Origin of the sequence: Burkholderia sp. MSMB0856 (assembly GCF_001524645.2) — a bacterium.
Classification (GTDB): domain Bacteria; phylum Pseudomonadota; class Gammaproteobacteria; order Burkholderiales; family Burkholderiaceae; genus Burkholderia; species Burkholderia diffusa.
On record NZ_CP013428.1, the window covers coordinates 2043589 to 2068233 of the forward strand.

Below are 24645 nucleotides of genomic sequence, written 5' to 3' on the forward strand. Positions count from 1 at the left end.
GCGTCACACATGCGGCGTGATCCGCGCCACCGCCCCACGCGTGCGCGCGATTTCCGCTTCGAGCCAGTCGAGAAACCGCCTGACCTGCGGCTCGCGTTCCCGCCCGGGCCGGCACAGCGCGACGAAGCGCGCGCCGGCGAGCCGCACCGACGGCTCGATCGGCATCAGCGCGCCGCGCTCGACATGCTCGGCGACCAGCACGGAGCTGAGCAGCCCGACGCCCTGGCCGTGCAACACGGCCTGCAACGCGTAGTGCTCGTCGTCGTAATGCCGGAACACCGCGCGCTCGAGCCACGCTCCCCGACCCGCCGCACGACACCACGACGCCCAATCGATCGACATCGGCAACGGCGTATCCCACACCGTCTCGATCAAATCGAGGCGCTCGTCCGAACGATGCGCATCGAACCCGGTGGCCGCATACGCGCCGAAATACTCGTCGATCAATGCAATCTCGTGCAGCGTCGGGAACGTGCGCGACGTCGCGCGAATCGCGAGATCGATTCGCGCGTCGCGGTCGAGATCGGCGAGCGTGTTGCCGGTTTCGACCTTGATGTTCAATTGCGGATCGACCTGCCGAAACCGGCCGAGACGCGGAATCAGCCACATCGCGGCGAATGCGGGCGTGGTGGTCAGCACGAGCGTGCGCTCGTCGGCCGCTTCGGGCCGCACCGCGTCGAGCCCGCGACTCAGCGCGAGCAACGCGTCGTGGCTCGCGCGAAACAGCCGTTCGCCCTCCTCCGTGAGCCGCACGCCGCTCGGGCCGCGTTCGAACAGCAGCACGCCGATCCGGCTTTCGAGCGACTTGATCTGATGCGATACGGCCGCCGGCGTCACGGACAACTCGTCCGCCGCGGCCTTGAACGAGCCGAGCCGTGCCGACGACTCGAATACACGCAATGCGGTCAGGGGAATTTTCGAGAACACGGGGCCTCGCGGGCCGGGTCCGGCCGGGTTGAATTCGATTCAATCCGGGTGAGATTAGGTGAATTGAAGCGCTCGCGCAACGCACGTAGCCTTGCGGGACGTCGCGGCGCCGTGCCGCGCAAGCGACCGTCGAGTCACCGTCGAACCGGAGAAACAACGTGCAAGGCCTATCGCGCAGGATCACGCAGGCGGTGCTCTACGAAGCGATCGCGATCTCCTGCATCTCGCCCGCGATCGCGGCGATCTTCAAGCAAAGCCTCGTCTATTCGGGCGCATTGTCGGCGACGATGTCCGCGATCGCGCTGCTGTGGAACATGATCTTCAACGCGCTGTTCGAGCGCTGGGAAGCGTCGCGCCGTCGGCCCAGGCGCACGCTCGCGCGGCGGATCCTGCACGCGACCGCATTCGAGGGTGGGCTGATCTTCATCCTCGTGCCGGTGGTGTCGTGGTGGCTCGACATCTCGTGGTTCGACGCGTTCGTCGTCGACATCGGGCTGTTCGCATTCTTCTTCTGCTACGCGTTCGTGTTCCAGTGGGCGTTCGACCGCGTGTTCGACGTACCGGCGGCGACGAGGGAATCGTGACGCTGGTTCACTGCGCGGCGATTCGCCAATCCACTCGCGGCCCGAAAACGACGCGGCCCGCCCGCACGATGCGGGAGGGCCGCGTTTCATCACGCCGGCGCGCCACCTTCGGCCGGCGCGCCGTTCGTCCGGTCGCTCAATGCACGCCGAGATACGCCTTCACCGCCGGCAGGCCCGGCTTGCCGTCGATCGTCGTCACGCCCGCGAGCCACTTGTCGAGCGCCTGCGGGTTCGCCTTCAGGTACTCGGCCGCGGCCTTGTTCGGGTCTTCCTTGTTCATGATCGGCACCATCACGTGGTTCTCGATTGTCGTCGTGAACTGAAGGTTCGACACGAACTTCGCGACGTTCGGGCAGCGCTGCGCGTAGTCGGGCGGCGTCGCGGTCAGCACCTTCGCTTCGCCGTAGTTCGGGCCGAACACGTCGTCGCCGCCGCTCAGGTAGTCGATCTTCATCTGCACGTTCATCGGATGCGGTTCCCAGCCGAGGAACACGATCCACTGCTTGTCGCGGATCGCGCGATTCACCTCGACCAGCATCCCGGCCTCGCTCGACTCGACCATCTTGAACTTGCCGAGGCCGAACTGATTGCCGTCGATCATCTTCTTGATCAGCAGGTTGCCGTCGTTGCCCGGTTCGATCCCGTAGATCTTGCCGTTCAGCTTGTCCGCGAACTTCTGGATGTCGGCGAACGACTTCAGGCCGCCCTGGTACACGTAGTCGGGCACCGCGAGCGTGTATTTCGCGCCGGTCAGGTTGGGCGTGGCGAGCACCTTGATCGTGCCGGCCTTCGTGAACGGCTGGATGATCGGATCCATCGTCGGCGACCAGTAGCCGAGGAACACGTCGATCTGCTTGCTCTTGATGCCCGCGAACGTGATCGGCACCGACGCGATCGTCTTGGTCGGCGTGTAGCCGAGACCCTGCAGCATCGTCGATGCGAGGCCCGTGGTGGCCGCGATGTCGGACCAGCCGACGTCCGCGAAGCGCACGTTCTTGCACACGGGCGGGTCGGCCGCGTAAACCGCCGACATCGGTGCTGCAATCCCGATCCCACATGCCGCTGCGATCAATAGGCGCTTCATCTGTCTTCTCCTCAAAGTGACGTCGTTTTTCATGGGTGCGGGATCGAGTGTTGAAACCGCGCGCCGAGATCCCGGCGGCGTCGCGGACCGAATGGCTCGCTCGGGTCGTGTCAGCGCCCCGGCAACCGTCGCTCGTAGCTCGGCGCGTGACCGAACTGCGCGCGATACGCCTTGCTGAAATGGCACGGCGAATGGAATCCGCACGTCGTCGTCACGCGCGCGATCGATGCGTCGGTCGTGCGCAGCAGGTCGCGCGCGCGTTTCAGACGCAGCGTCAGGTAATAGTGAGTGGGCGACACGTTCAGATAAACCTTGAACATCCGCTGCAGGTGCCGCTGCGAAAGTCGCACGAGCCGCGCGAGTTCCTCGAGCGACAGCGGCTCCTCGATGTTCGCCTCCATCAGCCGCACGACCTCGATCAGCTCCGCGCGCGAGAAACCGACGCGCGCATCGACGGGAATCGGCTGCGTGTCGGTCGAGCTGCGGATGCGCTCCAGGATGAACTGCTCGGACACCTGCGCGGCGAGCTGCTGGCCGAAACGCATGCCGACGAGGTTCAGCATCAGGTCGAGCGGCGCGGTGCCGCCGGTGCACGTGAGCCGGTCGCGATCGACGACGAACAGCTCGTCGGCGAACCCGACCTGCGGAAACTCCGCATGCAGCGCGGACAGGTTCTCCCAGTGCACGGTGCAGCGATAGCCGTCGAGCAGACCGCCCGACATCAGCGCATACGCACCGGTGCAGATGCCACCCAGCGGCAGCCCGCGTTCGGCGAGCGCCGCGAGCGTGTCGCGCGCGCCGTCGTCGACCACGTTGCGGATGTGGATCCCGCCGCACACGATCATCACGTCCGGCAGGTTCGTGTAGTCGAGCGCCTGGGTCGGACGCACCGCGATGCCGTTGCTGGCATGCACGGGCGCACCGTCGAGCGAATAGATCGACCACTTGTAGTGATCGGATCGCCCGACGTAGTTCGCCATCCGAAGCACTTCGACCGCGCTCGAGAACGCGATCATCGAGAAGTTCGGCAGCGTCAGGAAGCCGAAATGGGCAAGGGACGAAACCGGTGAAACGCAAGCGGCAGGCACGGCGGCAGCGGCGGCGGACGTCACATCGGGCTCCTGGCGAATTGAGCAGGTTGCACGCAGCCAGCCCCGTGGCACACGCCACGGAAGCCGGTATCGAATCGGGGGAGGCGGCCGGAAGGCGAACCGGCCGCCGGTTGCTTACGCTTGCGCGGGCGTGGCCTTCGCGCGGAACAGTTGTTTCAGGCCCGAGAACAGCGGTGCTTTCACGGTGCCGGGCGCACGGCCGAAGCTCTCGGTGATGCGGTCGAGAATGATCGCGAGCAGCACGACCGACAGACCGCTTTCGAAGCCGAGGCCGATGTCGAGGCGCTGGATACTTGCGAGCACGTCGTTGCCGAGGCCGCCCGCGCCGACCATCGACGCGATGATCACCATCGACAGCGCCATCATGATCGTCTGGTTCACGCCCTGCATGATCGACGGCAGCGCGTTCGGGAACTGGACCTTGTACAGCAGCTGCCACGGCGTGCAACCGAATGCCTGGCCGGCTTCGACGATCTCGCGGTTCACGTGACGGATGCCGAGGCTCGTCAGGCGCACGGCCGGCGGCATCGCGAAGATCACCGTCGACAGGATCCCCGGCACGCGGCCGAGACCGAACAGCATCGCGGCCGGAATCAGGTACACGAACGCCGGCATCGTCTGCATCAGGTCGAGGATCGGACGCACGATCGCGGCAACCCACTTGCTCTTCGCCGCCCAGATGCCGAGCGGAATGCCGAGCACGAGGCTGACGATCGTCGACGACAGCGTGAGGCCGAGCGTGATGACCGTCTGGTCCCAGAAGCCCGTCGCGAAGATCAGCAGAAGCGACGCAGTGGTGAACAGTGCGAAGCGCCAGCCCACGCGCCACAGACCGACACCGATGAAGATCGCCATCATCAGCCACATCGGGATCGCCTGCAGGCTGTGCTCGACGAATGCGGCGAGGCCCTCGATCGCGCGGCCGATCGTATCGAACGTCGCCGCGTCATGGTCGAGCAGGTAGTGAACGGACTGGTCGACCCAGCTACCGAGCGGAATCATTTCAGACATGGGAGCCTCGCGAACGCGTGATGGCCTTCAGGATAAGTGCGCGGTCGACCGAGCCGCAGTAGCAGCCGTCGTCGTCGACGACGGGCAGCGCATTCGGGCTCGCGACGACGCGCGCGACGACATGCTCGAGCGACGCATCGCGCCGGATGCTTTCGATCGGCCGCACGGACGGCGTGTCCTGACCGATCGCGTCGCGCGTGACGAAGCCGCGGATCTTGCGGGCGGCGTCGAGCACGAACGCGTATTCGGCACTGCCGTTCAGCGTCGCCGCGACGTTCGCGGCATCGCACTTCGACATGGTCGGCACGGCGCCCGTCTGCATCAGGTCGCCCGCCGTCAGATAGCGGCTCGTGTCGATGCCGTCGAAGAACGCACGCACGTAGTCGTCGGCCGGATTCGCGATGATGTCCTGCGGCGTGCCGACCTGCACGAGGCGGCCGCCTTCCATGATCGCGATGCGGTTGCCGATGCGCAGCGCCTCTTCCAGATCGTGCGACACGAACATGATCGTGCGGCGCTGTTCCTTCTGCAGTTGCAGCAGCACGTCCTGCATTTCGCGGCGCTTGAGCGGATCGAGTGCGGAGAACGCCTCGTCCATGATCATCAGCGACGGGTTCACGGCCAGCGCCCGGGCCAGGCCGACGCGCTGCTGCATGCCGCCCGACAGCTCGGACGGCAGCTTGTGCGAGAACGGTGCGAGGCCGACCTGCTCGAGCACCTCCATCGCACGGCGTTCGCGTTCCTTCTTGCCGACGCCTGCGACCTCGAGGCCGAACGCGGCATTCGATACCACGCTGCGATGCGGCATCAGCGCGAACGACTGAAACACCATGCTCATGTCCTTGCGGCGCAGCGCGGTCAGCGCGGAGCGGCGTGCCGACGCGACGTCGAGCCCATCGATCAGCACCTTGCCGGCGCTCGGATCGACCAGCCGGTTCACGAGGCGGATCAGCGTGGATTTGCCGGAGCCGGACAGGCCCATCAGCACGAATATTTCGCCTTCCTGCACGTCGAACGATACGTTGTGCACACCGACGACCTGACCGGTACGCTTGAGCACATCGTCTTTCGTCGCGCCGGCAGCGAGCATGTCGAGCGCCTGCTGCGGGTTGCTTCCAAATACCTTGCACAGACCTTCGACCACGACCTTGGGGGCATCCATCGAAACCTTCTCCTCGTGTAGCGGGGACTCACGCGTGTCTAGCGTGCCTACATAGTTGCCAGAAAAAACCCCGACCTGCCGACGAATTACGACAAACGCTTGCGCAAATACGACACACCCGGCGGCCCCGCCACGCGGGGCACAGCGCCCGGCGGCACTCGATTGCGGCAACGCAATACGCGCTCAGCCAATAATGGCGGGCATCCCGGGCGCGGCTTGTGCGCAGCAGCGCGACGCGCGAACGGCGCCGTTTTGCACCAACCCGCGGAAGCCGCGCGTCGCTTTGCGACAATTCCACGTCCGATCGGACGGCGTCGCTTGTCCCCTTCTTGAGAAAGGAATGGTCGTACGAAAACCCGCATCGCGAACGTGCGACAGGCACGTTTCGCCGCCCGCCCGCAACCCAGAAAATTCCCCATGGCCATTGTGATACATTGCCGGCAATCACGCTGATCGCGACGTCGCCGCGCGCCTTGGGCGTGGCGCCGCGCCGACGGCGTGCGCATGCCGGTTCGCCTGCCGGCCATACTGAAACAGCCTCGATCGGGCCGTGCGCCGATCGAAGGACGATAACGAAATGAGAGAGGGAGCAAGGCGATGAATTGGGCTTTTGCCGCAATCGGTTTCATCGTGGGCGGTATCGCCGCATTGTTCGGGGATTTCTCCGCCGCCAACGGCACGCTGCTCGGCGCGGCGGTCGGGTTCTGCATCGGTCACGCGCTCAAGCAACACAAGCGCAAGAGCGGCGACGCGATACCCGACGCGTTCGCGATTTACGCCAATCCCGCGACACCACAGCCCGCTCCCGTGCCGCTCGCCGATCGCGTCGCGCGCCTCGAAGCGACGGTCGACGCGCTCACGCGCGAGCTTGACGTATTGCGTGGTCAGCTCGCGGGCGCGAAGGCCGGTGCCGCCACGGCCGGCAGCGCCGCGCAAATGCCACCGGCGACGCCCGCCTCGGTCACGCTTGCACCCGCCGCAATGCCGCCGCGGCCGTCCGTGCAGCCGGCCGTCGCGCGCGCCGACGCGCCGCCGTCGACGTCCATCCCGGCTCCCGCACCGGCCGTCGCCACGCGGATGAGCGAAGCGACCGCCGCTGCCGGCGCGCCGACGAATCCGCCCGCGACGACTTCACCATCCGCCCCGCCCGCCCCGCCGACACCCCGAGAACCTAGCATCGCCGAACGCGCGTTCCGCGCCGCACGCGACTGGTTGCTCGGCGGCAATACGGTCGTGCGCGTGGGCATCATCGTGCTGTTCTTCGGCGTCGCGTTCCTGCTCAAGTACGCGGCCGACAACAACCTGCTGCCGATCGAATTCCGCCTCGCCGGCACGGCACTCGCCGCGGCCGCGCTGCTCGCGATCGGCTGGCGCGTGCGTGCGCGCCGCGCGGCATACGGCCTCGTGCTGCAGGGCGGCGGCATCGGCATCCTGTACCTGACGATCTTCGCCGCGACCAAGCTCTACGCGCTGCTGCCGGTCGGCGCCGCGTTCCCGCTGATGGTCGCGGTGTGCGCGCTGAGCGCGTTCCTCGCGGTGAAGCAGAACGCGCTGCCGCTTGCATTCATGGGCAGCGCGGGCGGCTTTCTCGCGCCGGTGCTGCTGTCGACCGGCCACGGCAGCCATGTCGCGCTGTTCAGCTACTACGCATTGCTGAATGCGGGCATCTTCGCGATCGCATGGTTCAAGGCGTGGCGTCCGCTGAACCTGCTCGGCTTCGTGTTCACGTTCACGATCGGCTCCGCGTGGGGCGTGACGGCATACCGCCCCGCGCTGTTCGCGACCACCGAGCCGTTCCTGATCCTGTTCTTCCTGATGTACGTCGGCATCGCGCTGCTGTACGCGGTGAAACGCGAACTGGCGCTGCGCCACTACGTGGACGGCACGCTCGTGTTCGGCACGCCGATCGTCGCGACGGCGCTGCAGGCATCGCTCGTGAAGGGCATGCCGTTCGGGCTCGCGTGGAGCGCGGTCGCGCTGTCGGCGTTCTACGTCGCGGTCGCCGCATGGCTCGCGCGGCGCCGCGATCGTCTCGCGCTGCTGTTCGAGGCGATGCTCGCGCTGGCGGTGATCTTCGCGACGCTCGCGGTGCCGCTCGCATTTTCGGGCCCGACGACGAGTGCCGCGTGGGCGATCGAAGGCGCGGCGATCGTGTGGGTCGGCGTGCGCGAGAAGCGCCTTGCGCCGTTCGGCTTCGGCCTGCTGATGCAGATCGCCGCGGCCGGCGCATTTTTCACGAGCCTGCTCGGGCCGACCGACACGAACGCGCTTCCGGTGCTCAACAGCCCGTACATCGCAATGCTGCTGATCGCGCTCGCCGGGCTGTTCACGGGCTGGTGGCTGCACGGGCGCGACGAAGCGCGCGCGTGGCACGCATGGATGCCGGACGTCGGCGCGGCGGCCGCGGCCTGGGGGCTGCTGTGGTGGCTGAGCAGCGGGCTGCACGAGATCCTCGTCTATGCGAGCCGCCACGTCGATCTGCATGCGGACCGCTTCGTCGTCGACGCGGCCGCGCTGTTCGCAGCCGGCACCGCATGGCTTGCACACGTCGCGCGCCGCAAGCTCGTCTGGCCGATCGCCGAATGGCCCTCACTCGCGCTGACGCCGGTGCTCGCGCTGCTCGCATTGCGCGCGTTCGATGCGCATGAGGCGCCGCTGTCGGGCATGGGCGCGTTCGCGTGGCCGATCGCCATCATCGCGTGCTATGCGCTGCTGCTGCGTCAGTCGCGCGGCACGGCGGCGGCTGGTCCGGCCACGGGCGCGACGGGCACGTCGAGGACGTCGGCCGTGGCGGTCACCCTCACGCCGGTGATCGCGCCGCTTCACACGCTGATGTTCTGGACGTTGTGCGGGCTGTTCTCGCTCGAAGGCTTCTGGCGCTTGCGCGCGTTCGTGCCCGAAGGCGCGTGGAGCTGGAGCGCGTGGGCCTACGGCTTCGGCGCGCTGCTTCTGCTGGTTTCGGGCCCCGGCTCCCGCCTGCGCTGGCCCGTCGCCGCGTTCCCGCGCGCGTATCAGGTGTGGGGCGCCGCGCCGCTCGCCGCGCTGCTGTGGCTGTGGAGCATCGCCAGCGTGACGAGCGACGGCGATGCGTCGCCGCTGTTCTGGCTGCCGCTGCTCAATCCGCTCGACGTCGCGCAACTGCTGATCTTCGTCGCGTTCGCCACCTGGCTGCGCCGCCTGAAGACGCTCGGTGTCGGCTGGCATCCACTCGCGGCCGACCTGGCGGCGCTCGCGACCGTGTTCCTGTGGTTCAACGCGCTGCTGCTGCGCACGCTGCATCACCGTTTCCACCTTGCCTACGACATCGACGCCGTGCTGTCGTCGTTCGGCATCCAGCAGGTGTTCATGGTCGGCTGGAGCCTGTTCGCGTTCGCCGGCATGTGGCTGACGCGCCGCGACAGCATCGCGCGCGTGTGCGCGCTCGCGTCCTTGCCGCTGATCGTCGTGATGTGGGTCTGGACCTTCTACGCGAACTTCACGCAGGACGGCGGCAGCTGGGCGCGTGTCCCGCTGCTCAATCCGCTCGACCTCGTGCTCGTGGTGGTCTATGCGCTCGCGGCGTCGTGGTTCGTGCGCGCGCGCAAGCTCGGCTGGTCGTTCGGCAACTACCGCGTCGAGCTGCTCGGCGCGGCCGGCGCGACGGCCTTCCTGTGGCTGAACGCGATCCTGCTGCGCACGCTGCATCACTGGACCGGCGTGCCGTACGCATTCGATGCGATGGCGGAATCGACGCTCGTGCAGGCGTCGGTTTCCGTGTACTGGACGCTCTGCGCGCTCGCGACGATGATCTGGGCCACGCGCCGCGGGTTGCGTCCGCTGTGGTTCGTCGGTGCCGCGCTGCTCGCGCTCACGGTGATCAAGCTGTTCCTGTTCGACTTGTCGCACGTCACTGGCATCGAACGCATCGTGTCGTTCATCGGCATCGGCATCCTGCTGCTGTTGATCGGCTATTTCTCGCCGCTGCCGCCGAAGGCCGCGGCCCAACGGGACGATCGCCAACCATGAAACGACTCGCAGCCCTGCTCGGCCTGAGCCTGCTGACGTCGTTCGCGGCGGCCGACGGCACCCCCGGCGCCGAACGCGTTGCCCAGCGCTTCTCGCTCGATCTCGACGGCAGCGCCGCGTATTACCAGCTCACCGTGCCGCAGGCCGTCTATGCGGCCAGCCGGCGCGACGATCTCGGCGACGTGCGCATCTTCAACGGCACCGGCGAGCCCGTGCCTTACTCGCTCGATGCGCCGGCGGCGGCGGCCGTGCCGCCGTCGCGCACGCCAGTGCACTGGTTCCCGTTGCCGCCGGCGCGCGCCGACGACGGGCCTGCGCCGCTCGGCGTGTCGGTTGCGCCGGACGGCTCGCTGCGCGCGGCCGTCACCGCGCCGGCGCGCGCGAAGCATGCGGCCGATCTCGTCGACCTGTCGCACGCGGACGGCGAGGTCGACGCACTGCTCGTACACGTGAGCGACGACAGCTACCAGGGGCGTGTCGCGGTCGCGGCGAGCGACGATCTGCGCAGTTGGCGCTCGCTCGGCAGCACGCAACTGCTGAAGGTCGGGCGCGGCGGCGACATGTTGATGCAGGAACGCATCGCGCTCGAAGGTACGGGGCCGCGCTACCTGCGGCTCGACTGGCTCGACGGCGCACCCACGATCGGGTCGATCGAGATCGAAACGCAACCGCACGATGCACGCACGGCGGACAGCGCGGCCGTGCCGCGCCAATGGCGCGAAGCCGTGCACGTGCGCGCCGGCAGCGCGCCCGGCGAGTATCTGTTCGACACCGACGGCGCCTATCCGGTCGACCGCGTGCGCATCGACCTTCCACAACCGAATACGGTTGCGCGCGCAACGCTACAGAGTCGCCCCGGCGCGCAGACGCCGTGGCGAGACGTTGCCGACGTGGTGCTGTTCCGGCTGCAGGGCAAGGGTGGCGAACAGCGCAACCCGCCGCTGGCGTTCGCGTCGAATCCGGATCGCGCATGGCGAATCGTCGTCGACATGCGCAACGGCGGTCTCGGCGGTGGCCAGCCTGCCGTCGCGGTCGGCTGGCATCCGGCCGCCCTGACCTTCGTCGCGCGCGGCACGCCGCCGTTCACGCTCGGCGTCGGCAATGCGTCGCTGCCGTCGTCGGCCGTGGGCCGCGAAGCGCTGCTCGTCGGGATGGCGCCGGAAGTGCGGCCCGCGCGCGTCGGCGCGGCACTGCCGGTTTCGGCGGCCCCGTCGGAGCCGGCCGCCGACAAGGATGCGATCCGCCGTTACGTGCTGTGGGTGGCGTTGGTCGTTGCGGTCGGCGTGCTCGGCACGATCGCATGGCGCCTCGCGCGCGGCGGCAGCGACACGCACACACGCGACGATTGAGGCAGGCCACACCGGCACGACGAATCGGGCCGCAGCCGCGCGCCGCGAGGCGTCGCAAGAAACATGTCGTGAACATCACACGAGATCGAAGCGGAACGATGGCACGACGGCGTGCATGCTCATGCGTTCGGCGCCTTCGTACAAGTGGCGGAATTCATCGACCGTTGCGCCCGCAAGCAGTCCGTGACGCGCAAGCCCGCACGCGCGAAACCTTGTCCGCGATGCACGAAGCCGGCGCGAGCGCGGCCGGCTCCTCGTTGACACGCCCCGTGACGCGCTCCAGACTCGCTGATCCTCCACAGCACCGCGAGCGCCCATGGTTACCTGCTTCCTTCGCTACGTCATCGATCCGTACAAACTCGAGCAGTTCGAAACCTACGGCAAGATGTGGATTCCGCTCGTCGAGCAATTCGGCGGCACGCACCACGGCTACTTCCTGCCTTCCGAAGGCGCCAGCAACATCGCGCTCGCGATGTTCTCGTTCCCGAGCCTCGCCGAATACGAGCACTACCGCGAACGCTCGAAAACCGATCCCGCCTGCCAGGCCGCGTTCCGGTATGCAGAGGAAACGCGCTGCATCGTCAGCTACGAGCGCAGCTTTTTCCGGCCGGTGTTCGCGTAACGCCGCATCACGCCCGCGCGTCGCCCCGCTTTCCGGCGCCGGACGAAAAAAAGCCCCGCCTGCATCCGCGTGGCGGGGCCAACCCATGTCAGTAGAGACATCATGGAGGAGACGGGCCCATCTTATCGAGCGCGGCACGCCGTCCCAACCAAGCATTTCTGCTATCGATCTGCGTCGCCGCGCGCACGCGCGACCCGTGTGCACGGCATATCGATAGAACGAAAAGTCGTTTTCAGAGTGGCGGCGGGGTCGTTACCATCTGGTTTTAAGCCTGTGCTTAGCCGGGCAAGCCATCCCCAAGGAGCGCCCCTTGACTGCATTCGATCAACACCGCCGCCCGTTCGTGGTCGGCATCGGCGGGACCACCCGAGCCGCGTCGTCGACCGAACGCGCGCTGTCGTTCGCGCTGCGCGGCGCGCAGGCCGCCGGCGCACGCACGCGACTGTTCGACGGCCCGTTCCTGCATACGCTGCCGCACTACGCCCCCGAACACAAGACGCTGACCGATGCGCAGCGAGAGCTGATCGACACCGTGCGCGAAGCCGACGCGATCATCATCGCGACGCCTGGCTATCACGGCGGCGTGTCCGGCCTCGTGAAGAACGCGCTCGACACGCTCGAGGAACTGCGCGCCGACGAGCGCCCGTACCTCGACGGCCGCGCGGTCGGCCTGATCGTCACGGCCTACGGCTGGCAGGCCGCCGGCACCGTGCTGACGTCGCTGCGGTCGATCGTCCACGCGCTGCGCGGCTGGCCGACCCCGTTCGGCGCCACCGTGAACACGCTCGAAACGCGCTTCGACAGCGCCGACAGCTGCTCGGATCCGAAGGTCGTCGCACAGCTCGAGACCGTCGGCTCGCAGGCAGCCGAATTCGCGCTCGCGTTCGCGTCGCATCGCGCGGCCACGCATGCCGCATCGGTCGACGCGCTCGCGCCTGTGCTGAAGATCGCCAACCACTAACCCCAGCCTCCCCGCCGCCCGCGCCCGGCCGACGACGTTCGCCGCGCGCGGGCGCGCGTGTCCGACGGTGCGGTGCGCATCGCGCCGTCGCCGCCTTCTTCATGCCGTCGCCCCTCGCCGATAACGATCCGGCCCGCCACGTGATTTGCATTGGCCGAAAGATTGGTTCACGCGTGCCGCGGGTTTTCGTACGCTGAAAGCCCGAACCTTCCATGCGCACGCCATGAACCGCACGATCCGCTACAAGGGCTACGAAGTCGCCCCCGCTGCCGCCCGGCTGCCGAACGGGCTGTTCGCCGCGAACCTGACGATCGAGAAGGCAAGCGGCGGTCCGTCGCCGCGCGCCGTGTCGTTCGACGCGATCGACTTCTTCTTCGAAGAGGAGCACGCGCTCGCGTATGCGTCCCGCTGGGGACGCCTCTGGATCGACACGCAGGCCTGAGCGCAGCGCACGGCAGCGCGGGCCGGCTCGAAAATACGCGATTACGAAAGCTATGCAAGAATCTTTCGACTCGTAATCGCATAACAACAGCCATGTCCGACACGCTGCAGGAAGACCACGCAGCGGCAGATCACGCCATGCGCAACTGGACCTTCGAGCTTCAGGGTCCGGTCAGGATCGGTTCCGATGCGCACAGGCAGATGTTCTGCCGCATGCTGCTCGATACGCACAACCCGTACAAACCGGCCGTCATCGACTGGCCGCCGCTCAAGTCCGACGAACTCAAGCGGCTCACGTCGCTGCCGATCTGGGACATCGCCGTGCAGACCGAAGGCCGTGCGTCGATCCGCGTCGCCACCTTCGCGGCGACCGTCGGCGATCCGCTGTTGCGCCGGGCGCTCGAGATGGACGGCGCCGAGGAGGCCCGGCACAAGGTCGTGCTGTCGAAGCTGGTGCAGGCATACGGCATCGCGCTCGCCCCCGAACCGCCCTATCCGGCGCCGAACGACCCCGAGTGGTCGTGGATGATGACCGGCTTCAGCGAGTGCATCGACAGCTTCTTCGCGTTCGGCCTGTTCCGCTCGGCGCAGCGCTCCGGCTATTTCCCGCCCGAACTCGTCGACACCTTCGAACCCGTGATCCAGGAGGAAGGCCGGCACATCCTGTTCTTCGTGAACTGGTATGCGTGGTACTGGCGGAGTTTGCCGTGGTGGCGCCGGCCATGGTTCTTCGCACGGGTCGCGGCCGTGTGGGCGTTCTTGATCCGGGACCGCATCAGTATCGCGCGCGGGATCGATGCGGACGGCGCCGCGCACGACGCGAACTTTCCGGCGACGAGCACCGCGGACATCGGCGATGCGCTCAACCCGCGCGAACTGATCGAACTGTGCCTCAGCGAGAACGACCGCCGGATGGCCGGGTACGACAAACGGCTGTTGCGCCCGATGTTCGTGCCGCGCATGGCGCGCCTCGCGCTGCGATTCCTGAAGAAATAAGGCCGCGACCGCAGGTTGCAGGCGGCGTCTCGTCCGGGGCGATGTACTGCGTCGCCCGGACACCGGGCGGCACAACCTCGACGTGCGGCCACGACCGTGATTCGCACGGCGACACCCCCTTTCGGACGAAAACGAGCAACCCTCCAGCTCGCGTCTCTCGATTCGCGCGCGGCGTCACGCCAGCCAGCGCGCACTCATCTGCCCGAAAGCGCTCGTCCGACGCGCTTGCGCGTCGTTTTTCCTCCCGCCGAATGCCCATCTTGGCCAGCAGGGTCGAGTGACCGTGGCTCACATCTGACGTTTCCTGCTCGCTGCTCGCGGCGTCCGCACGTGGGCGTCTCGGACCGTCGTCGTGGACGACCCGGCTCGTCGTCCAATTCGCCTCCGAACCCATCACATGAAATTCGTCAATAGAGCAGATTCCAAACAGGAATCCCAATAGTCGGGTCAATGCGCCTGTAGCACTTTTTTACAACTTTGTGACACGGACCGCCGGGGAAGGCCCGCCCCACGGGCGCGCACGGCCGGCGAAATGCGCAAACCAGCATAGCCGAACAATCCTTTTTTCATGTTTTTTGATTTTCAGGAAAACCCAGCAAATGCAATTGAAAATCCGCTTTAAATCTCAAATTAACAAATTAACAAGGTCGTTCGATCGATCCGAGCTAGCCTCACATCAAACATTACAATCGTGAAAGGCTAACGTTTGCCGCAAACGTTTGCTTTTTCATTTGTCTTACTTTTCGTGCCACTCAATGTGCGGCACGGCACACATCAAACATTCATGTGCTTGATTTTTATAGACTTTTTTATAACCCACCGCACCCAGCAACACCCTTCACCCTACATTCCACATATTTTCAATTTTCTTACAATCGAATACATCAACACGCGATGTATTAACCATCTTTTAACTTTAGGAACGTTCCATTTTTCACTGTTTGTCAATCTCAAAATAGCGCCTCAAATAAACTCCGCCCATCAATTTTGAGATTCGCGCGAACGCACGGCAGATTCATCTAACGAAAGAGACCGGTGTGTGGCGTGCTTATTTGGAGGTAGTAGGACATGAACCGCACATACCGCTCGATCTGGAACGAAGCCCTCGGCGCCTGGGTCGCTGCATCCGAACATGATTCGGCACGGGGCAAGCCGAACAAATCCGCTGTCGTGGTCGCCGTCGCCGCCGTGCTCGCACTGGGCCTCCCCGCGCTCGCGGAGGCCAACACGATCAACACGCAGCAGACCTGTTTCACGACAAGCAACGGCGCGGTCGGCCGCGTGAACCCGGGTGGCACGGCAAATCAGGCAGGGGACGGTTCGGGCACCTATTCGGTCGTCGCAGGCTGTAACTCCAACGGCAACCTTTTCACCGGCGTCACGGTATACGGCTCGTTTGCGCAAGCGACTGGCAACGGCGCCGTCGCGACCGGCATGCAATCCTCCGCAGCCCTGTGGGGTGTGGCGACAGGTCTCGAAACGACCGCCAGCGGCACCGGCTCCACCGCGCTCGGCTTCGGCTCGACCGCAACCGCGCTGAACTCGGTCGCAATCGGCGGCGCGGGCGGCAACGGCACGACGCCGCTGTCGCAGGCAAACTCGACCATCGCATCCGGTGCGGGTTCGATCGCGATCGGCAGCAACGCAACCAAGGGCGCGCAAACGGCCGCCTCGGACAGCATCGCGATCGGCGGGCAATCGTCCGTCGGATCGGCCGCCACGTCGGGTATCGCCGTCGGTCGTGGCTCGACTGTCAATGGCGCCTTCGGTACCGCGATCGGTGATGGCGCCGTCTCCAGCGCCACCAACGCCCAGGCTTTCGGCACCAACGCCAACGCCAGCGTGGCGGGTTCGGTCGCGCTCGGTTCCAATGCCGTCACGAACGGCACCGCGAACACGGCGACCGGCGGCACGGGTTCCGTCAGCAGCACGACGATCGGCAGCCAGACGTTCGGCACCTACGCCGGCGCGAGTTCCGCCGCCGGCGTGGTCAGCGTCGGCGCGGCCGGGGCGGAGCGGCGCATTCAGAACGTCGCCGCGGGCCTGGTCAGCGCGACCAGCACGGACGCGATCAACGGCAGCCAGCTTTATGCGGTCGCCAGTACGACGACGTCGAGCATTGCCAGCCTGTCCACGTCGGCTTCGACGGGGATCAGCTCGCTGTCGACCGGCCTGAGCTCGACCAATAGTTCGGTGGCTTCGCTGTCGACCTCCACGTCGACGGGTCTGTCGTCGGCCAATAGCTCGATCAGCTCGCTCTCGACGTCGGCTTCGACGGGGATCAACTCGCTGTCCACGGGCTTGAGCTCGACCAACAGTTCGGTGGCCTCGCTCTCGACCTCCACGTCGACGGGTCTGTCGTCGGCCAATAGCTCGATCAGCTCGCTGTCCACGTCGACCTCGACGGGCATCAACTCGTTGTCCACGGGCCTCAGCTCGACCAACAGCTCGGTGACGTCGCTGTCGACTTCCGCGTCGACCGGTCTGTCGTCGGCGAACAGCTCGATCTCGTCGCTGTCCACTTCGACCTCGACGGGCATCAACTCGCTGTCCACGGGCTTGAGCTCGACCAACAGTTCGGTGGCCTCGCTCTCGACCTCCACGTCGACGGGTCTGTCGTCGGCCAATAGCTCGATCAGCTCGCTGTCCACGTCGACCTCGACGGGCATCAACTCGTTGTCCACGGGCCTCAGCTCGACCAACAGCTCGGTGACGTCGCTGTCGACTTCCGCGTCGACCGGTCTGTCGTCGGCGAACAGCTCGATCTCGTCGCTGTCCACTTCGACCTCGACGGGCATCAACTCGCTGTCCACGGGCTTGAGCTCGACCAACAGTTCGGTGGCCTCGCTCTCGACCTCCACGTCGACGGGTCTGTCGTCGGCCAATAGCTCGATCAGCTCGCTGTCCACGTCGACCTCGACGGGCATCAACTCGTTGTCCACGGGCCTCAGCTCGACCAACAGCTCGGTGACGTCGCTGTCGACTTCCGCGTCGACCGGTCTGTCGTCGGCGAACAGCTCGATCTCGTCGCTGTCCACTTCGACCTCGACGGGCATCAACTCGCTGTCCACGGGTCTCAGCTCGACCAATAGTTCGGTGGCTTCGCTGTCGTCGTCCACGTCGACGGGTCTCTCGTCGGCGAACAGCTCGATCAGCTCGCTGTCCACCTCGACCTCGACCGGCATCAATTCGCTGTCGACCGGCCTCAGCTCGACCAATAGCTCGGTCGCCTCGCTCTCGACTTCCACGTCGACGGGTCTGTCGTCGGCCAATAGCTCGATCAGCTCGCTGTCCACCTCGACCTCGACCGGCATCAACTCGCTGTCCACGGGCCTGAGCTCGACCAACAGCTCGGTGACTTCACTGTCGACTTCCACGTCGACCGGTCTGTCGTCGGCGAACAGCTCGATCTCGTCGCTGTCCACTTCGACCTCGACGGGCATCAACTCGCTGTCCACGGGCTTGAGCTCGACCAACAGTTCGGTGGCCTCGCTCTCGACCTCCACGTCGACGGGTCTGTCGTCGGCCAATAGCTCGATCAGCTCGCTGTCCACGTCGACCTCGACGGGCATCAACTCGTTGTCCACGGGCCTCAGCTCGACCAACAGCTCGGTGACGTCGCTGTCGACTTCCGCGTCGACCGGTCTGTCGTCGGCGAACAGCTCGATCTCGTCGCTGTCCACTTCGACCTCGACGGGCATCAACTCGCTGTCCACGGGCTTGAGCTCGACCAACAGTTCGGTGGCCTCGCTCTCGACCTCCACGTCGACGGGTCTGTCGTCGGCCAATAGCTCGATCAGCTCGCTGTCCACGTCGACCTCGACGGGCATCAACTCGTTGTCCACGGGCCTCAGCTCGACCAACAGCTCGGTGACGTCGCTGTCGACTTCCGCGTCGACCGGTCTGTCGTCGGCGAACAGCTCGATCTCGTCGCTGTCCACTTCGACCTCGACGGGCATCAACTCGCTGTCCACGGGTCTCAGCTCGACCAATAGTTCGGTGGCTTCGCTGTCGTCGTCCACGTCGACGGGTCTCTCGTCGGCGAACAGCTCGATCAGCTCGCTGTCCACCTCGACCTCGACCGGCATCAATTCGCTGTCGACCGGCCTCAGCTCGACCAATAGCTCGGTCGCCTCGCTCTCGACTTCCACGTCGACGGGTCTGTCGTCGGCGAATAGCTCGATCAGCTCGCTGTCCACCTCGACCTCGACCGGCATCAATTCGCTGTCCACGGGCCTGAGCTCGACCAACAGCTCGGTCGCTTCGCTGTCGACCTCCACGTCGACGGGTCTGTCGTCGGCGAATAGCTCGATTGCATCGCTGTCCACCTCGACCTCGACCGGCATCAACTCGCTGTCGACCGGCCTCAGTTCGACCAACAGCTCGGTCGCTTCGCTCTCGACCTCCACGTCAACCGGCCTCTCGTCGGCGAACAGCTCGATCAGCTCGCTGTCCACCTCGACCTCGACCGGCATCAACTCGCTGTCGACCGGCCTCAGTTCGACCAACAGCTCGGTCGCTTCGCTCTCGACCTCCTCGTCGACGGGCCTCTCGTCGGCGAATAGCTCGATCTCGTCGCTGTCCACCTCGACCTCGACCGGTATCAGCTCGCTGTCCACCGGCCTCAGCACGGTCACGACCAAGACCGACAATCTCGGCAACAGCACCGCCGCAGCCCTCGGCGGCGGCGCGAGCTACAACCCCGCAACCGGCACGGTTTCCGCTCCGTCGTACACGACGTACAACGCGAACGGCACGACGTCGACCGCCAACAGCGTCGGCTCGGCGATCGACAGCATCAACAGCCAGGGCATCAAGTACTTCCACGCGAAGTCGACGGCAGCCGACAGCCAGGCGCTCGGCACCGACTCGGTCGCGATTGGCCCGAATGCCATCGCCAACAACGCCGGCGACGTCGCACTCGGCAGCGGCTCCGTCACCCAAGCGCCCAACCCGACGCCGACGGGTACCGTCGGCGGCGTGACCACCACGTTCGCGGGCGGCAATCCGAGCAGCGTGGTAAGCGTCGGCAATGCGAGCACGGGCACCACGCGTCAAATCACCAATGTCGCGGCAGGCCAAATCGCGCCGACCAGCACCGACGCGATCAACGGCTCCCAACTCTTCGCGACCAATTCCATCGTGGATTCGCTGTCGACGACGGTGTCGTCGTCCAGCAGCGCGATCTCGTCGCTGTCGACCGGCATCACTTCGCTGTCGACGGGGCTCAGCTCGACCAATAGCTCGGTCGCTTCGCTGTCGACTTCCACGTCGACGGGTCTGTCGTCGGCTAACAGCTCGATTGCATCGCTGTCCACGTCGACTTCGACGGGCATCAATTCGCTGTCCACGGGTCTCAGCTCGACCAACAGCTCAGTCGCTTCGCTTTCGACCTCCACGTCGACCGGTCTCTCGTCGGCGAATAGCTCGATTGCGTCGCTGTCCACGTCGACTTCGACGGGCATCAATTCGCTGTCGACCGGCCTCAGCTCGACCAATAGCTCGGTCGCTTCGCTGTCGACTTCCACGTCGACGGGTCTGTCGTCTGCAACTAGCTCGATCAGCTCGCTCTCGACGTCGACCTCGACCGGCATCAACTCGTTGTCCACGGGCTTGAGCTCGACCAATAGCTCGGTCGCCTCGCTGTCGACTTCCACGTCGACGGGTCTGTCGTCGGCGAACAGCTCGATCGCTTCGCTGTCCACGTCGACCTCGACCGGCATCAATTCGCTGTCGACCGGCCTCAGCTCGACCAACAGCTCGGTGGCGTCGCTCTCGACTTCCACGTCGACCGGTCTCTCGTCGGCGAATAGCTCGATTGCGTCGCTCTCGACTTCCACGTCGACCGGCCTGTCGTCGGCGAACAGCTCGATCAGCTCACTCTCGACCTCGACCTCGACCGGCATCAACTCGTTGTCCACGGGCTTGAGCTCGACCAATAGCTCGGTCGCTTCGCTGTCGACTTCCACGTCGACGGGTCTGTCGTCGGCGAATAGCTCGATTGCATCGCTCTCGACTTCGACCTCGACCGGCATCAACTCGCTGTCGACCGGCCTCAGCTCGACCAATAGCTCGGTCGCTTCGCTGTCGACCTCCACGTCGACCGGCCTCTCATCGGCGAACAGCTCGATCAGCTCGCTCTCGACGTCGACCTCGACCGGTATCAACTCGTTGTCCACGGGCTTGAGCTCGACCAATAGCTCGGTCGCCTCGCTCTCGACTTCCACGTCGACCGGTCTCTCGTCGGCAACCAGCTCGATCAGCTCGCTGTCCACCTCGACTTCGACGGGCATCAATTCGCTGTCGACCGGCCTCAGCTCGACCAACAGCTCGGTCGCCTCGCTCTCGACTTCCACGTCGACCGGTCTCTCGTCGGCAACCAGCTCGATCAGCTCCCTGTCCACCTCGACTTCGACCGGCATCAACTCGTTGTCCACGGGCTTGAGCTCGACCAACAGTTCGGTGGCCTCGCTCTCGACCTCGACCTCGACGGGTATCAACTCGCTGTCCACGGGCTTGAGCTCGACCGATAGCTCGGTCGCTTCGCTGTCGACCTCCACGTCGACCGGCCTCTCATCGGCGAACAGCTCGATCAGCTCGCTCTCGACGTCGACCTCGACCGGCATCAACTCGCTGTCCACGGGCCTCAGCTCGACCAACAGCTCGGTGACCTCGCTGTCTTCGTCCACGTCAACCGGCCTCTCGTCGGCGAACAGCTCGATCAACTCGCTGTCCACGTCGACCTCGACCGGCATCAACTCGCTGTCGACCGGCCTCAGCTCGACCAACAGCTCGGTGACTTCGCTGTCGACTTCCACGTCGACCGGCCTGTCGTCGGCGAACAGCTCGATCAGCTCCCTGTCCACGTCGACCTCGACCGGCATCAACTCGCTGTCCACGGGCTTGAGCTCGACCGATAGCTCGGTCGCTTCGCTCTCGACTTCCACGTCGACCGGCCTCTCCTCGGCGACCAGCTCGATCAGCTCGCTGTCCACGTCGACTTCGACCGGTATCAACTCGCTGTCCACGGGCCTCAGCTCGACCGATAGCTCGGTCGCTTCGCTGTCGACCTCCACGTCGACCGGCCTCTCGTCGGCGAACAGCTCGATCTCGTCGTTGTCCACTTCGACCTCGACCGGTATCAACTCGCTGTCGACCGGCCTCAGCTCGACCGATAGCTCGGTCGCTTCGCTCTCGACTTCCACGTCGACCGGCCTCTCGTCGGCGAACAGCTCGATCTCGTCGCTGTCCACGTCGACCTCGACCGGCATCAATTCGCTGTCCACGGGCCTCAGCTCAACCGATAGCACGGTGGCTTCGCTGTCGACTTCGACGTCGACCGGTCTGTCGTCGGCAGCCAGCTCGATCAGCTCGTTGTCCACCTCGACCTCGACCGGCATCAACTCGCTGTCGACCGGCCTCAGCTCGACCGATAGCTCGGTCGCTTCGCTCTCGACTTCGACGTCGACCGGTCTGTCGTCGGCAGCCAGCTCGATCAGCTCCCTGTCCACCTCGACTTCGACCGGCCTCTCGTCGGCAACCAGCTCGATCAGCTCGCTGTCCACGTCGACTTCGACCGGTATCAACTCGCTGTCCACGGGCCTCAGCTCGACCGATAGCTCGGTCGCTTCGCTGTCGACCTCCACGTCGACCGGCCTGTCCTCGGCAACCAGCTCGATCAGCTCGCTGTCCACGTCGACCTCGACCGGTATCAACTCGCTGTCCACGGGCCTCAGCTCGACCGACAGCTCGGTTGCTTCGCTGTCGACCTCCACGTCGACGGGCCTGTCGTCAGCAACCAGCTCGATCAGCTCGCTGTCCACGTCGACCTCGACCGGTATCAACTCGTTGTCCACGGGCCTCAGCTCGACCGATAGCACAGTGGCTTCGCTGTCGACCTCCACGTCGACCGGCCTGTCGTCGGCAACCAGCTCGATCAGCTCGCTGTCCACATCGACCTCGACCGGCATCAGCTCGCTGTCCACGGGCCTCAGCTCGACCGATAGCACGGTGGCGTCGCTCTCGACCTCCACGTCGACGGGCCTCTCGTCGGCAACCAGCTCGATCAGCTCGCTGTCCACCTCGACTTCGACCGGCCTCTCGTCGGCGAATAGCTCGATCAGCTCGCTCTCGACGTCGACCTCGACCGGCATCAACTCGCTGTCCACCGGCCTCAGCTCGACCGATAGCACGGTGGCTTCGCTGTCGACCTCTACGTCGACCGGCCTCTCGTCGGCAACCAGCTCGATCAGCTCGCTCTCGACGTCGACCTCGACCGGCATCAACTCGCTGTCCACCGGCCTCAGCTCGACCAACAGCACGATCACGTCGTTGTCCACCTCGGCCTCGACCGGCATCAGCTCGCTGTCCACCGGCCTCAGCTCGACCAACAGCACGATCACGTCGCTGTCCACGTCGACTTCGACCGGCATCAGCTCGCTGTCCACCGGCCTGAGCTCGACCGACAGCACGGTCACGTCACTGTCGACTTCGACCTCGACCGGCCTCAGCTCGCTGTCGACCAGCCTGAGCTCGACCAACAGCACGGTGCTGTCGCTGTCGACCTCGACTTCGACCGGCCTCAGCTCGGCAACCAGCTCGATCACGTCGCTGTCCACTTCTACGTCGACCGCGATCGAAGCCGCGAAGACGCACTACTACAGCGTCAACGACAACGGCACGCAGCAAGGCAACTACGCCAACAACGGCGCGACGGGCGTCAACTCGCTGGCAGCCGGCGTGAACGCCAGCGCGGCGGGCGCCAGCAGCGTCGCGGTCGGCGACGGCTCGAACGCACAGTCGACCGGCGCGGTCGCCATCGGCCAGAACGCATCGGCCACCGGCGGCAAGGCGGTGTCGATCGGCTCCGGCAACACGGCGAGCGGCGACGGCGCGGTCGCGATCGGCGACCCGAGCATCGCAACGGGCACCGGCGCGGTGGCGATGGGCGCGAACGACACGGCAACCGGCACCGGCGCGGTGGCGCTCGGCAACGCGAACACGGCAACCGGCAACAGCGCGCTCGCCCTCGGCAGCTCGAACCAGGCCACCGCGGACAACACGATCGCGCTCGGCAACAAGGCCGTCGCGAGTGCGACCGGCGCCCAGGCCTACGGCTCGGGTGCGTCGGCCACCGCCGCGGATGCACTCGCCTTCGGTACGAACGCACAGGCCAATGTCGCGAACTCGATCGCCATGGGTGCGAACTCGACCACGGGCAACGCCGTCGGCGTGTCGAGCGTCACGGTCGGCGGCATCACGTACCCGGTCTACGGCACCTCGCCGGTGGGCGTCTTCAGCGTCGGCGCCCCCGGTGCGGAACGCCAGATCACGAACGTCGCGGCAGGCCAGGTATCGGCCACCAGCACGGACGCGATCAACGGCAGCCAGCTCAACGCGACGAACCAGGCGGTCAACAGCCTGTCGACGTCGACCGCGTCGAACATCTCGTCGCTGTCGACCGGCATCGGTTCGCTGTCTACCGGTCTGAGCTCGACCAACAGCAACCTCACGTCGCTGTCCACGTCGACCTCGACGGCGATCAGCTCGCTGTCGACGGGCCTCAGCTCGACGAACAGCAACCTCACGTCGCTGTCCACGTCGACGTCGACCGGCATCGGCTCGCTGTCGACCGGCCTGAGCACGACGAACAGCACGGTGGCCTCGCTGTCGACCGGCGTGACGAACCTCGGCGATCAGGTGAACCAGTTGTCGAACACGATCAACAACAACACGACGCGCACGTTGAACAGCACCGCCGTCGCGGCCGACATGACCGGCACCGGCTCCGACCGGCCGACGGTCACCGCCGGCTCGAACTCGGTGGCGATCGGCGCGAATTCGAACGATGGCGGCCGTTCGAACGTGGTGTCGGTCGGCAGCGACACGCAGCAGCGCCAGATCACGAACGTCGCGCCGGGTACGCAAGGCACGGACGCGGTGAACGTGAACCAGCTGACGCAGGTGCAGACGACGCTGTCGACGGCACTGTCGGGCCAGCAGGCGCAGATCAACTCGCTGGGTTCGCAACTGCAGCAGACCGACCAGATGGCGAAGCAGGGTATCGCGGCCGTCGGCGCGATGGCGTCGATCCCGCAGCTCGATCGCGACGCCAACTTCGGGATGGGTGTCGGCACCGCATCGTTCCTGGGTCAGAAGGCGATGGCGGTCAACATGCAGGCGCGCATCACGGAGAACCTGAAGGCGTCGATCAACGGCGGCTTCAGCGGCGGTCAGAAAGTGATCGGCGCCGGCATGCTGTACCAGTGGAAGTAACGCGTCGCGCCGCCACGCCGCCGGCTCACGAGCCGGACGGCGGCGGGCGGCCCCGACGGCAGGACGAGCCCGCCGCGCAACGCGTGGCGGGCTTCAGTCAACCCAAGCATTGAGGA

Annotated in this window: 13 protein-coding genes and 1 pseudogene; 8 read left to right on the plus strand and 6 right to left on the minus strand. The window is 66.0% G+C overall.

Annotated elements, in window-relative coordinates:
* Positions 1–3 precede the first annotated feature (3 nt).
* Positions 4–927, minus strand: coding sequence for a LysR substrate-binding domain-containing protein (locus WS87_RS26810; RefSeq protein WP_059819592.1), 924 nt, complete (start codon positions 925–927; stop codon positions 4–6).
* Positions 928–1085: 158 nt separating this feature from the next.
* Here WS87_RS26810 and WS87_RS26815 point away from each other — a divergent pair, with 158 nt between their 5' ends.
* Positions 1086–1511 carry a PACE efflux transporter gene (locus tag WS87_RS26815; RefSeq protein ID WP_059819593.1) on the plus strand — a complete coding sequence of 142 codons (426 nt, stop codon included), beginning with the start codon at positions 1086–1088 and terminating at the stop codon, positions 1509–1511.
* 136 nt (positions 1512–1647) lie between these two features.
* Here WS87_RS26815 and WS87_RS26820 read toward each other — a convergent pair whose 3' ends face one another.
* The 4 genes and pseudogenes from WS87_RS26820 to WS87_RS26835 form a co-directional block, all read right to left on the minus strand.
* The gene (locus tag WS87_RS26820) at positions 1648–2595 is read right to left on the minus strand and encodes a choline ABC transporter substrate-binding protein (protein WP_059534053.1); all 948 of its coding nucleotides are present in this window, start codon (positions 2593–2595) and stop codon (positions 1648–1650) included.
* Between the two features lie 110 nt (positions 2596–2705).
* Positions 2706–3707 (minus strand): GlxA family transcriptional regulator, encoded by a 1002-nt coding sequence (locus WS87_RS26825; protein WP_059534051.1) that lies wholly within the window; start codon positions 3705–3707, stop codon positions 2706–2708.
* 114 nt (positions 3708–3821) lie between these two features.
* Positions 3822–4718 (minus strand): choline ABC transporter permease subunit, encoded by an 897-nt coding sequence (gene choW / locus WS87_RS26830; RefSeq protein WP_059819594.1) that lies wholly within the window; start codon positions 4716–4718, stop codon positions 3822–3824.
* Positions 4711–6119: pseudogene (locus WS87_RS26835) on the minus strand (quaternary amine ABC transporter ATP-binding protein); the annotation flags it as partial. The pseudogene WS87_RS26835 and the gene choW, both read right to left, overlap by 8 nt.
* 358 nt (positions 6120–6477) lie before the next feature.
* Between WS87_RS26835 and WS87_RS26845 the strand changes: the two are divergent.
* From WS87_RS26845 to WS87_RS26875, 7 genes are all read left to right on the plus strand, one after another.
* Complete coding sequence (locus tag WS87_RS26845; RefSeq protein ID WP_059819595.1) at positions 6478–9885, plus strand: DUF2339 domain-containing protein; 3408 nt, start codon at positions 6478–6480, stop codon at positions 9883–9885.
* Entirely contained in the window at positions 9882–11234 is a 1353-nt protein-coding gene (locus tag WS87_RS26850; RefSeq protein ID WP_059819596.1) for a DUF3999 domain-containing protein, read from the plus strand. Before WS87_RS26845 ends, WS87_RS26850 begins: the two co-directional genes overlap by 4 nt.
* A 316-nt stretch (positions 11235–11550) precedes the next feature.
* On the plus strand, positions 11551–11856 hold the full coding sequence (locus tag WS87_RS26855) for an NIPSNAP family protein (protein WP_059819597.1): 306 nt from the start codon (positions 11551–11553) through the stop codon (positions 11854–11856).
* Between the two features lie 310 nt (positions 11857–12166).
* Positions 12167–12817 (plus strand): NADPH-dependent FMN reductase, encoded by a 651-nt coding sequence (locus WS87_RS26860; RefSeq protein ID WP_059534039.1) that lies wholly within the window; start codon positions 12167–12169, stop codon positions 12815–12817.
* A 223-nt stretch (positions 12818–13040) separates the two neighbouring features.
* Entirely contained in the window at positions 13041–13259 is a 219-nt protein-coding gene (locus tag WS87_RS26865; protein WP_059534037.1) for a hypothetical protein, read from the plus strand.
* A gap of 92 nt (positions 13260–13351) precedes the next feature.
* Complete coding sequence (locus WS87_RS26870) at positions 13352–14254, plus strand: hypothetical protein (RefSeq protein WP_059819598.1); 903 nt, start codon at positions 13352–13354, stop codon at positions 14252–14254.
* A gap of 1068 nt (positions 14255–15322) precedes the next feature.
* Positions 15323–24529: an ESPR-type extended signal peptide-containing protein gene (locus WS87_RS26875; RefSeq protein WP_107938224.1), complete on the plus strand. Its 9207-nt coding sequence runs from the start codon at positions 15323–15325 to the stop codon at positions 24527–24529.
* On the opposite strand, the gene WS87_RS33745 is transcribed toward WS87_RS26875, so the two are convergent.
* Entirely contained in the window at positions 24487–24639 is a 153-nt protein-coding gene (locus tag WS87_RS33745; RefSeq protein WP_159085710.1) for a hypothetical protein, read from the minus strand. The two genes, WS87_RS26875 and WS87_RS33745, sit on opposite strands and share 43 nt — an antisense overlap.
* Positions 24640–24645: the final 6 nt, after the last annotated feature.

Excerpts from the sequence above, each read along its gene's own strand:
- WS87_RS26855 (WP_059819597.1), top strand. The coding sequence starts at position 11,551 with ATGGTTACCTGCTTCCTTCGCTACGTCATCGATCCGTACAAACTCGAG.
- choW (WP_059819594.1), bottom strand. The coding sequence starts at position 4,718 with ATGTCTGAAATGATTCCGCTCGGTAGCTGGGTCGACCAGTCCGTTCAC.
- WS87_RS26820 (WP_059534053.1), bottom strand. The coding sequence starts at position 2,595 with ATGAAGCGCCTATTGATCGCAGCGGCATGTGGGATCGGGATTGCAGCA.
- WS87_RS26845 (WP_059819595.1), top strand. The coding sequence starts at position 6,478 with ATGAATTGGGCTTTTGCCGCAATCGGTTTCATCGTGGGCGGTATCGCC.
- WS87_RS26875 (WP_107938224.1), top strand. The coding sequence starts at position 15,323 with ATGAACCGCACATACCGCTCGATCTGGAACGAAGCCCTCGGCGCCTGG.
- WS87_RS26850 (WP_059819596.1), top strand. The coding sequence starts at position 9,882 with ATGAAACGACTCGCAGCCCTGCTCGGCCTGAGCCTGCTGACGTCGTTC.
- WS87_RS33745 (WP_159085710.1), bottom strand. The coding sequence starts at position 24,639 with ATGCTTGGGTTGACTGAAGCCCGCCACGCGTTGCGCGGCGGGCTCGTC.
- WS87_RS26865 (WP_059534037.1), top strand. The coding sequence starts at position 13,041 with ATGAACCGCACGATCCGCTACAAGGGCTACGAAGTCGCCCCCGCTGCC.
- WS87_RS26870 (WP_059819598.1), top strand. The coding sequence starts at position 13,352 with ATGTCCGACACGCTGCAGGAAGACCACGCAGCGGCAGATCACGCCATG.